We start from the raw sequence: 9,856 nt of genomic DNA, 5'->3' as shown, positions 1-9,856 counted from the left end.
TTCATGACTTTGTGGAACCTGTACTTCATCGTCAAGCTGTACCTGTTCGCGGGTGGCCATCTTCAACCGCTGTGGCTCGTCAACCTCGGCTTCGCGTTGCTGCTCGCCGCGAGCGCGACGCTCAGGCATCGCGGCCTTCGTGTGTTGCGCAACCTGCTCGGACTCGCGGTCGGCATACCGCTGATGTACCACGAAGCGAACGTGCCGCCGTTCGCGCGTATCACCGAAGAATTCGGCAACCTCACCACCTTCAGCTTCGGCTACTGGCTGGAACTCGCACAGCGTTTTCTGCCGCCGATGCTGCTGCTCGGCGCGCTCGGTGGTCTGATGGCGTACCTGATCGTGAACCGCTGGCTGCGCGTCTCGAGCTTCGTGCTGATCGCGCTGGTCGCGATTCCGGTGTGGCAGAAGGGCAGCACGGTACTCGCGCAATTGCACAGCGCACCCGTGGTGGCGGCATCGGGCAATGCGCTCGCCGCGCAGCCGCTCGACCACAACGCCGCGCTCGCCGCATTCCGCACGCAGGAGTCGCAGCGGCAGGTCACGTTCGGCCATCTCGGCGCCGATCCGAATACGCAGTTCGACGTGATCGTGCTGCACATCTGCTCGCTGTCGTGGGACGACCTCGATGCGGTGAAGGCGCGCAATCATCCGATGCTGAGCCATTTCGACTATCTGTTCACGAACTTCAGCACGGCGGCGAGCTATAGCGGACCGGCCGCGATTCGCGTGCTGCGCGCGAGCTGCGGGCAGGAGGCGCACGCGGACCTTTACAAGGACGCGCCGCAACAGTGCCATCTGCTCGCCGATCTCGCCCAGGCGGGTTACACCCCGCAGACGATGCTGAACCACGACGGTCACTTCGACAACTTCCTGCAACTGGTGCACGACAACACCGGCGCGCCGAACGTGCCGATGATTTCGAATGCCAGTGTGCCGGTCGCAATGCACGCGTTCGACGGTTCGGCGATTCGCGGCGATTACGCGACGCTCGCCAACTGGTACGCGCAGCGCGCCAGCACGCCGGGCCCGGTCGCGCTGTACTACAACACGATCAGTCTGCACGACGGTAATCGTCTGCCGAACAGCAGTCTGTCGAGCATCGATTCGTACCCGCAGCGGGTGAACACGCTGATGAGCGACTTCGACCGGTTCGCGGATCTGATCGCGGCATCGGGCCGGCGCGCGGTGATCGTGTTCGTGCCCGAACACGGCGCGGCCTTGCGCGGCGACGCGAACCAGGTGGCCGGCCTGCGCGAAATTCCGACGCCGCGCATCATCCATGGTCCGGCGGGTGTGCGGCTGGTCGGCTTCCAGGGCAACCATGGGCCGACTACGGTGATCGACAATCCGTCGAGCTTTCTCGCGCTCGCGCAACTGCTGTCGAACCTCGTGTCGAACAGCCCGTTCAAGCCGGGCGTGACCTTGTCGCAGTACGCGATGAATCTGCCGCAAACGCAGATGGTCGGCGAAAACGAAGGGACCGTGACGATGAAGACGGCATCGGGCTATGTCGTGAAGACGCCGGACGGCGTATGGGTGGATGGCAAATGACGGCGGCGACTACGAAGGATGGCGGCGTGGCTGCTTCGAAGGCGGCATTGAAGACGGCAGGGAAGGCCGACGGGAATGTCGCCGCAGATGCCGGCGGCTGGCCGGTGGATGACATCACCGGACTCGCGCGCCGTTTGCCCGAAGTCGATCCGGCGCGTTACTTCGACGGGCAGGCGAAGGAGGCGTTTCAGCAGTCTTTGCTCAGGTGGCCGCTGCTCGCGCGGCTCATGAATCTCATGCCGGCCGGGCAAGCCGATACGCTCGCCGGGCACGACTCGGCGCAGAAAGCGGAAGTGGAGTAACGGCGGTTCCTGGAAGTTGTTGAATACAGCGCACGGCGGCGCTTTGAACCGCGCTTTTCCTGCCGCGGGTCGTGATTACCGCAACTGGGTCACTGCAAGCAGCAACACCATGCCGCCGATCGCGCCATCCAGCACGCGCCATGCGGTCGCCCGGCGAAACAGCGGCGCCAGCGCCCGCGCTCCGTAGCCGAGACCGATGAACCAGATCCCGCTCACCGCCATCGCGCCGAGCGCGAACGCGAGCCGTGCGTCTTGCGGCTCGCGCGCGCCGGCCGTGCCGATCAGCAGGAACGTGTCGAGATACACGTGCGGGTTGAGCCAGGTGAGCGCGAGCGTCATCAGGATGATCGGCATGGCGCGTTGCGTGGGCGGTGCGCCGTTCGTCTGGGCGTCGAGTACCGCATGCCCGGGGCGCACCGCGCGGCGCAGCGCGTTGATGCCGAACCAGGCGAGATAGGCGAGCCCGATGTAGAGCATCGTGTGCACGAACACCGGGTAGCGTTCCACCAGCACCGAGGCGCCGCCGACGCCCGCGCCGATCAGAATGAAATCCGACAGCGCGCACAGCACGACGATCTTGCCGACATGCGAGCGCATGATGCCCTGACGCAGCACGAACGCGTTTTGCGCGCCGATCGTCACGATCAGCGATGCGCACAGGGCGGCGCCGTGAGAAAAGGAGAGCCAGTTCATAAAACGAATCCAGTAGACGCAAGAAGCGAACGGGGCTAGTCTGCGGATTTGCTGCTCATAAGAGAAGCTAATTTACTTAATGCCGATTAAGGAACGCTAATGCTCGACTATGCGTTGCTCGACGCGCTGGCCGCCGTGGTGCGCCACGGTTCGTTCGACCGCGCGGCCGGCGAACTGAATGTCACGCCGTCGGCGGTGTCGCAGCGGGTCAAGCTGCTGGAGGAGCGGGTCGGCAGCGTACTGGTCAAGCGCGGCCAGCCGTGCGTCGCGACCACCTCGGGCGCGCTGTTGTGCCGGCACACCGAGCGCGTGCAATTGCTCGAAGCCGAGTTGAATGGCCGCCTGCCGGCGCTGCCCGGCGCGCTGGTGGAACCGTGGCCGGCATTGCGGGTGGCGGTCAACGACGACAGCGTCGGCACCTGGTTCATCGACGCCGTGGCGCCGTTCTGCTCGGAGCGCGAGATGCTGCTCGATCTCGTGATCGACGATCAGGACCACACGGCCGAGCGGATTCGCGATGGCAGCGTGCAAGGCGCGGTCACGACCCAGGCCGAACCGGTGCAAGGCTGCCGCTCCACGCGGCTCGGGCGGATGCGCTATATGGCGGTCTGTTCGCCCGCGTTTTTCGCCCGCTATTTCGCCGACGGCGTCACGCGTGACAGTTTGCGGGGCACGCCCTGCGTCGATTTCAATCCGAAGGACCAGTTGCAAAAGCGCTTCATGCGCCGCATCACGCGCGCGGAACTCGATCCGCCGCTGCACTGGATTCCCCACGTCGCCGGTTTTTTGCGGGCCTGCGTGACGGGTCTCGGCTGGGGCATGTGTCCGGAGCGGATGATCGCCGCGCATCTGGCGAGCGGCGAACTCGTGGAGATGGCGCCGGGCAAGCACATCGACGTCGATCTGTACTGGCAGAGCTGGCGCCTGTCGATCGGCTGGCTCGACGACTTCGGCGTGGTGTTGCGCAAGCGGGCCGCGGAGTTTCTCGATTGAATCATCGCGTACGGGGCGCGTCGCGCCGAACCGCGCACGCCCCACTCAAAGCAGCAACTCAATCGAATGAAACAGCCGGCGCTGCTCCGGGTCCTGCGAGCTCGCCCCTTCGTCGATCACTTCGCGCAGGCAGTCGAGAAAGCACTGAGCCGCCGGACTGGTCGGCGCGCCGCGCCGAGACGTGATGCTGACGATGGTTTCATCGACCGTCTCGCGCAAGGGCAGCGCCCACAGGTTCTCTTTCGCGAGCGTCACTTCGACGAGCGGCCACGGAAAGATGCTGAGCATGTCCGTGTGCGCGAGCAGCCCCAGCACGATCGACAGCGAATGCGCGAGGTGAATGGTGTGCGGCACGCGCATGCCGCGCTGACGAAACAGGTTGTCCGAGATCGACTCCCGGCTCGCCGGGTCCCAGTTCAGCACCCACTCCGCGTCTTCGAGTTCGAGCAGCGTGCGGCAACCGGCCAGCGGATGATCACGCCGCGCGACCACCGCCGAATGCGTCGAAAAGAGCGGCACGTGGTGAAACTCCGATTGCGGCGACGCGGGCGGCGGCCGGCCGATCGAAAAATCGAGGCTGCCGTCGCGCAGGCGCGGCTGCACCACCGCAAGCAGGCCTTCGAAAAACTCCAGCTGAACTTCCGGCATGCGTTGCCGGAAGCGCTGCACGGCGGGCGGCAGAAAGGTCAGAGCGACCCATGGCGTGATGCCGATCGACAGCTTGCCGGCCGCCGCGCCGCGCAACGCTTCGATCTCCGCTTGGGCGCGCTGCAACTGCCCGAGCACGAGGCGCGCATGCACGACCAGCGCGCGGCCGAACTCGGTGAAGGCGACACCGCTCGCGCTGCGCACCAGCAGCGGCGCGTGCAGATCGGCTTCCAGTTCGCGCATCGCCTTGGTCACCGCGGCCGGCGAAAGCCCCAGCGTGCGTGCTGCAGCCCGGATACTTCCGGTATCCGCAATGGCGGCCAAGGTACTGAGCTGATGCAGTTTCATCTGGAGAAGGTGCGCTGAGGGTGGCAACCAGGAGTTGCTGGCGCAACGATTCTACGCCTGCCGCCGGAAAATCGGCGTCGCTATGCTGGGTTCACGCTTTCATCAACGGAGACGACACGTGAACACCATGGCCATCCCGGCGGGCATCGCCGAACTCGAAGACGAAATGATCGCGCTGCGCCGCCGGATTCACGCGCAGCCGGAGCTGGCCTACGAGGAATTCGCCACCGGCGACCTCGTGGCCGAACGCCTGCGGGAGTGGGGCTACACGGTGCATCGCGGGTTGGGTCAGACGGGCGTGGTCGGGCAGCTGAAGGTCGGCAACGGCACGCGCAGGCTGGGTCTGCGCGCCGACATGGACGCGCTGCCGATTCACGAGACCACCGGCTTGCCGTACGCGAGCACGGTGCCCGGCAAGATGCACGCATGCGGCCACGACGGACACACCGCGATGCTGCTGGCCGCCGCCAAACATCTCGCGCAGGAAAAGGGCTTCGACGGCACCTTGAACCTGATTTTCCAGCCGGCCGAAGAAGGCCTCGCCGGCGCCAAAAAGATGCTCGAAGACGGCCTGTTCGAGCAGTTTCCCTGCGACGCGGTGTTCGCGATGCACAACATGCCGGGCTTTCCCACCGGCAAATTCGGCTTCCTGGCGGGCTCGTTCATGGCCTCGTCGGACACGGTGATCATCACGGTGACGGGGCGCGGCGGCCACGGCGCGGTGCCGCACAAAGCCGTCGATCCGGTCGTGGTGTGCGCGCAAATCGTACTGGCCCTGCAGTCGATCGTCTCGCGCAACATCGCGCCGCTCGACATGGCGATCATCACCGTCGGCGCGATTCACGCGGGCGAAGCGCCCAACGTGATTCCGGAGACCGCCGAGATGCGCCTGTCGGTGCGCGCGCTCAAACCCGAGGTGCGCGACTACCTGCAGGAGCGCATCACGGCGGTGGCCACCGCGCAGGCCGTCGTGTTCGGCGCGCGTGCCGCGGTGGACTATCAGCGCCGCTATCCGGTGCTCGTCAACGACGTGCAGATGACTGGCCTCGCGCGCCAGGTCGCGCTCGACTGGCTCGGCGAAGATGGATTGATCACTGAGATGCAGCCGCTCACCGGCAGCGAAGATTTCGCATTCCTGCTCGAGCGTTGTGCGGGCAGCTACCTGATCATCGGCAATGGCGATGGTGAAGGCGGCTGCATGGTCCACAACCCGGGCTATGACTTCAACGACGATTGCCTCGCCACCGGCGCAGCCTACTGGGTGCGACTCGCGCAGACGTTCTTGGTTTGACGCGGGCCACGGCATGTCATAGCAGGCCATGCGGGCGCTGGCGCGATGCGCGGCGTCAGCAGGAAGCACATCACGGAGAGACAGATGGACTATTCCGCCACACCGCAACCCGCGCGCCCCGACGCGCTCGGCAGACAGAACGCGTCGGCCGCAGCACAGGGCGCAGCGCCGGCCGAGCGCATGCATCACGCGAAAGCGATTGCCGCGATCACGCTCGGCAACGGGCTCGAGTTTTTCGACTTCACGATCTACAGCTTCTTCGCGACGGTCATCGGCAAGCTGTATTTCCCGGTGGAAGGGCAGCTCGCGCAATTGATGCTGGCGGTCGGCACGTTCGGCGTCGGTTTCATCATGCGGCCGGTAGGCGGCGTCGTGCTCGGTGCCTACGCCGATCGCGCGGGCCGCAAGGCGGCAATGAGTCTGACGCTGTGGCTCATGACGCTCGGCTCCGCGCTGATCGCGTTCGCGCCGACCTATGCGGCGATCGGCCTGGCCGCGCCGCTGCTGGTGATCCTCGCGCGGCTGGTTCAGGGTTTTGCGCTGGGCGGCGAGATCGGCGCGTCGACCTCGCTGCTGCTCGAATACGGCAGCGACAAAACGCGCGGGTTCTACGGCAGCTGGCAGTTCGTGAGCCAGGGCTTGAACACGGTGTGCGGCTCGCTGCTCGGCGTCGCGCTGGCGGCGTGGCTGTCCACCGACGCGCTCGAAAGCTGGGGCTGGCGCGTGCCGTTCGTGATCGGTATGGCGATGGGGCCGATCGGCATTTATATCCGGCGTCATCTGGACGAAACGCTGCCCGGCATCGAGGACGGCACACTTGAAACGCCCACAGCCGAGGTGCCAGCTCCGCAGCCGGTGCGCAAGCTGTTTCGCGACTATTCGCGCGTCATCACGATGGGTGTGCTGACGACGATCGGCGGCACCGCGGCGAATTACATTGTGCTGTTCTATCTGTCCACTTACGCGATCCGGATCCTGCATCTGCCGATGTCGTCGGCGCTATGGGCGGCGTGGGCCGCGGCGGTGGTGACGGTAATCTGTTCGCCGTTCGCCGGTGCGCTGTCCGATCGCGTCGGACGCAAGCGCGTGCTGTGCGTGTCGCGGGTATTGCTGATCGCCGCCGTGTATCCGGCTTTCATGATCATCAATGCCGCGCCGACGGTGCCGGTGTTGCTGTCGGTGGTGGCGGGGCTCGCGGTGCTGGTCGCGTTCACGGCGGTGCCCAATATCGTGATGCTGCCGGAGATGTTCCCGCGTGCGATTCGCGCGACCGGCATGTCGATCGTTTATTGCCTTGGGGTGTCGATCTTCGGCGGCTTCGCGCAATTCTTCGCGACGTGGCTGATCCAGATTTCCGGCAACCATCTCGCACCGGCGTGGTATCTGATCGGCTGCGGGCTGGTGTCGTTGCTGCCGTTGCCGTGGATGCGTGAGACGGCTGGGCGGGCGATCGATTGAGGTGTCGGGCGGCACGCGCGGCGCAATGCTGGCGGTGCGGGTCGTGTGGTGCTTGAAGAGGGCGCGGCCGGATTGAAAAAGAGGCGCGATGAAAACTCATCGCGCCTCTTTTTTCCTAGAAAGCGAGTGGCGGTCGTTGCGGGCTTCGATACACCTCAACGCTTCTCAGCGCCATACCCAACGAGTAACCCAAGCGGCCCGGCCTCGCATTCGCGTGCGCCGGCCACCCGCCAGCCATCACCTCGCCGCTGATTTTTCTCCGTCAGCCAGCGGCGCATCACCGGCCGCCGCCGCATCGCGCGTTTCGGGCATGGCCGCCCACACGAGCAGTACGGCAAGCGCACCCGCCGCGGCGAGACCGAAGAAGCTGACCGCATTGCCGAAATGATCCGCGACGAAGCCCGCAGCCGTCGTGCTCAACGTCGCCCCGATCCCCGCCGCCAGCCCGAAGAGTCCGATACACAGGTTGTAGCGGCCCTTGTCGCCGGCGACGTCGGCGGCAATCAGCGGCAGCATCACGCCGAACACCGCGGCGCTCAGACCGTCCAGCATCTGCACCGGCACCAGTAGATACGGGCTGCTGATTCCGGCGAACAGCAACGCGCGGATCGGCAGCGCCGAAAAGCCGAGCAGCAGGATCGGCCTGCGCCCCCAGCGTTCGGCGGAACGCCCGACCCACGGCGACATCATCGCCACGATCGCCTGCGGCACGATGATGCAGGCCGCGATCACGAGCTGCACGTTGTCGCCCATGCCGGCCGTCACTTCGCCCGCGGCCAGATTCAGCATCGCCGCGTTCGACAGATGGAACAGCACGATGCACGCTGCGAACAGCAGCATGCGCTTATCGCGCAGCAACTCGCGCAGGCTCTCGCGCCGTTCGAGCTGCTGCGGCGTGGGCGCGGCCTTCGGCAGCTCGATGGTATCGGTGCGCTGGATCATCGACAGCGCGATCAGCGCGGGCACCGCGAGCCCGGCGGTCAGCCAGAACACCGCGCGCGGCGAATAGTATTCGCCGAACACGCCCATCAAGCCGGCCGCCACCGCACTGCCGATCGACGCCCAGCGTGCATTGCGCCCGAGCCGGTCGCCGAGATTCGCGCGGCCCACCAGCGCGAACGAAATCGCGGCGAGCGCCGGCGTGAGCATGCAGCTGGCGAAGCCGTGGAAGACCTCGGCAGCGATGACCGGCAGCACCGTCGGACTGGCGGCCAGCAGCACCGCGCTCAGGATGATCGCGATGATCGCCCACGCGGCCGCGCCTTTCTTGTTGCGCAGCGCGTCGACCGCGGCGCCGCCCGGCACCTGGCTCACCATCGCGCTGATGGTGCCGACCGAGAGCGCCATGCCGATCTCGCCCTGGGTCCACTTATGCGACGCGAGATACGACGCGATGAACGGCCCGAAGCCCGTCTGCACGTTGGCGACGAAAAAATTAAGCCAATCGAGCGCGCGCAGACTGCGCGCCGTGACCATCGTGCGGCCGATCATCGGGCCGCCCGTGCGTTGGAGACCGCGACGGCCGTCGACGCGGCAGGCGCCGACGCGGCGGCTGGCGCAGGCGTCGGTGCGGGCGCGGGCGGCGGCGGAGACACCGCCCGAATCGGCTTGTCGTTGGCGTAGGGCGGCGTCGCGTTGATCTGCGCGTCGCTCAGATCGAGGAGCGGACGCAGTTCTTTATCGCGCGTGACGAAGTGCAGCGCCGACCAGTTCGCGGCAATCGTGCGCCGCTCGGTGCTGACCATGCCGTTGACGTCGAGCACGACGGCCTGCGGCTGCGCATTGCCGTCGATCAGCACGTCGATCACGCGGCCGACCTTGGCGCCGTTCGCACGCTCGACGGTGGCATCGATCAGCGGCAATTGCACGACATTGGATTTGGCCGCACCGGTGGGCACCGCCGCGGCGTTGAGCGTGATCGGCGCGGACTTGGCGGTGGGCGTGAAGCGGAACGCGCCCCACGGGAAGTTCACCTTGCGGTCGCCCACGCCGAGGAAGCCTTGCAGATTGACGACCATCTCGCGCGGTTTGCCGAGCGCATCGGCGGTCATGTCGACGGCGCGGCCGACCACTTTGCCGTCGGGCTTCTGCACTTCGCTGTCGAGCAGCGCGTGCGCTTCCTTGCGCTCGATCGTGCGCAGCACGATCAGCGGCGGGGGAGGAGGCGGCGGCGGCGCGGGCGTCGCGACCGGCGGCGCAGGCTCGACCTTGTGCGGCTTGACGACCGGCTTCTTCGGCTTTTTCGGCTGCTCGGGTTCGTTCGCCTCGGTTTCGACGGGCTCGGGCGCGGAGGCCGCCACCGGCGCGCTGGCGGGTTCGACGGGCATGATCGTCGCATCGACGATCGGCGCCTGCTGCGGGCCCCACAACAGGCTGCAGCCGGACAGCGCGAAAAGCGCGACAGCGAGAATCAGCACGCGCCAGGCAGGACGCGAAAAACCGCCAGTCATCGGGACAAACTCCATGGGCCGGTGCGGACGGGCGCGAAAGGCCGCCGCGGTTATCACAGGTACGGGCCAGAGTGTAACCCGCGAGCCCGGGCGGCCCCGATTTTGCAGGCATCGCCGAG

Annotated in this window: 9 protein-coding genes; 5 read left to right on the top strand and 4 right to left on the bottom strand. The window is 66.5% G+C overall.

Annotated elements, in window-relative coordinates; all coding sequences use genetic code 11:
- The first annotated feature begins 3 nt into the window (after window positions 1-3).
- Window positions 4-1,554 carry a cellulose biosynthesis protein BcsG gene (gene bcsG / locus HV770_RS02585; protein WP_175157933.1) on the top strand — a complete coding sequence of 517 codons (1,551 nt, stop codon included), beginning with the start codon at window positions 4-6 and terminating at the stop codon, window positions 1,552-1,554.
- Between the two features lie 26 nt (window positions 1,555-1,580).
- Entirely contained in the window at window positions 1,581-1,856 is a 276-nt protein-coding gene (locus HV770_RS02580; RefSeq protein ID WP_246290684.1) for a hypothetical protein, read from the top strand.
- Window positions 1,857-1,931: 75 nt separating this feature from the next.
- On the opposite strand, the gene HV770_RS02575 is transcribed toward HV770_RS02580, so the two are convergent.
- Complete coding sequence (locus tag HV770_RS02575) at window positions 1,932-2,549, bottom strand: LysE/ArgO family amino acid transporter (RefSeq protein WP_175157932.1); 618 nt, start codon at window positions 2,547-2,549, stop codon at window positions 1,932-1,934.
- 99 nt (window positions 2,550-2,648) lie between these two features.
- Between HV770_RS02575 and HV770_RS02570 the strand changes: the two genes are divergently transcribed.
- Complete coding sequence (locus HV770_RS02570; protein ID WP_175157931.1) at window positions 2,649-3,542, top strand: LysR family transcriptional regulator ArgP; 894 nt, start codon at window positions 2,649-2,651, stop codon at window positions 3,540-3,542.
- 45 nt (window positions 3,543-3,587) lie between these two features.
- Here the strand turns inward: HV770_RS02570 and HV770_RS02565 are convergent, their stop codons facing one another.
- On the bottom strand, window positions 3,588-4,538 hold the full coding sequence (locus tag HV770_RS02565) for a LysR family transcriptional regulator (protein ID WP_175157930.1): 951 nt from the start codon (window positions 4,536-4,538) through the stop codon (window positions 3,588-3,590).
- 118 nt (window positions 4,539-4,656) lie between these two features.
- Between HV770_RS02565 and HV770_RS02560 the strand changes: the two genes are divergently transcribed.
- Window positions 4,657-5,829 (top strand): M20 aminoacylase family protein, encoded by a 1,173-nt coding sequence (locus HV770_RS02560; RefSeq protein WP_175157929.1) that lies wholly within the window; start codon window positions 4,657-4,659, stop codon window positions 5,827-5,829.
- Between the two features lie 84 nt (window positions 5,830-5,913).
- A complete protein-coding gene (locus HV770_RS02555) occupies window positions 5,914-7,287 on the top strand; it encodes an MFS transporter (protein ID WP_175157928.1) in 1,374 nt (457 codons plus the stop codon).
- 237 nt (window positions 7,288-7,524) lie between these two features.
- On the opposite strand, the gene HV770_RS02550 is transcribed toward HV770_RS02555, so the two are convergent.
- The gene (locus HV770_RS02550) at window positions 7,525-8,778 is read right to left on the bottom strand and encodes an MFS transporter (RefSeq protein ID WP_175157927.1); all 1,254 of its coding nucleotides are present in this window, start codon (window positions 8,776-8,778) and stop codon (window positions 7,525-7,527) included.
- Window positions 8,775-9,737: a PRC-barrel domain containing protein gene (locus HV770_RS02545; RefSeq protein ID WP_175157926.1), complete on the bottom strand. Its 963-nt coding sequence runs from the start codon at window positions 9,735-9,737 to the stop codon at window positions 8,775-8,777. The genes HV770_RS02550 and HV770_RS02545 overlap by 4 nt, the downstream gene beginning before the upstream one ends.
- Window positions 9,738-9,856: the final 119 nt, after the last annotated feature.

The organism is Paraburkholderia fynbosensis (genome assembly GCF_902859935.1).
Lineage (GTDB): Bacteria > Pseudomonadota > Gammaproteobacteria > Burkholderiales > Burkholderiaceae > Paraburkholderia > Paraburkholderia fynbosensis.
Note: the sequence above shows the minus strand (reverse complement) of the source record. Positions and strands in the feature narration are given on the sequence as shown.

Bases quoted from the DNA above. Each gene is read 5' to 3' on its own strand.
- HV770_RS02570 (WP_175157931.1), top strand. From the start codon at position 2,649: ATGCTCGACTATGCGTTGCTCGACGCGCTGGCCGCCGTGGTGCGCCAC.
- bcsG (WP_175157933.1), top strand. From the start codon at position 4: ATGACTTTGTGGAACCTGTACTTCATCGTCAAGCTGTACCTGTTCGCG.
- HV770_RS02550 (WP_175157927.1), bottom strand. From the start codon at position 8,778: ATGATCGGCCGCACGATGGTCACGGCGCGCAGTCTGCGCGCGCTCGAT.
- HV770_RS02555 (WP_175157928.1), top strand. From the start codon at position 5,914: ATGGACTATTCCGCCACACCGCAACCCGCGCGCCCCGACGCGCTCGGC.
- HV770_RS02545 (WP_175157926.1), bottom strand. From the start codon at position 9,737: ATGACTGGCGGTTTTTCGCGTCCTGCCTGGCGCGTGCTGATTCTCGCT.
- HV770_RS02575 (WP_175157932.1), bottom strand. From the start codon at position 2,549: ATGAACTGGCTCTCCTTTTCTCACGGCGCCGCCCTGTGCGCATCGCTG.
- HV770_RS02565 (WP_175157930.1), bottom strand. From the start codon at position 4,538: ATGAAACTGCATCAGCTCAGTACCTTGGCCGCCATTGCGGATACCGGA.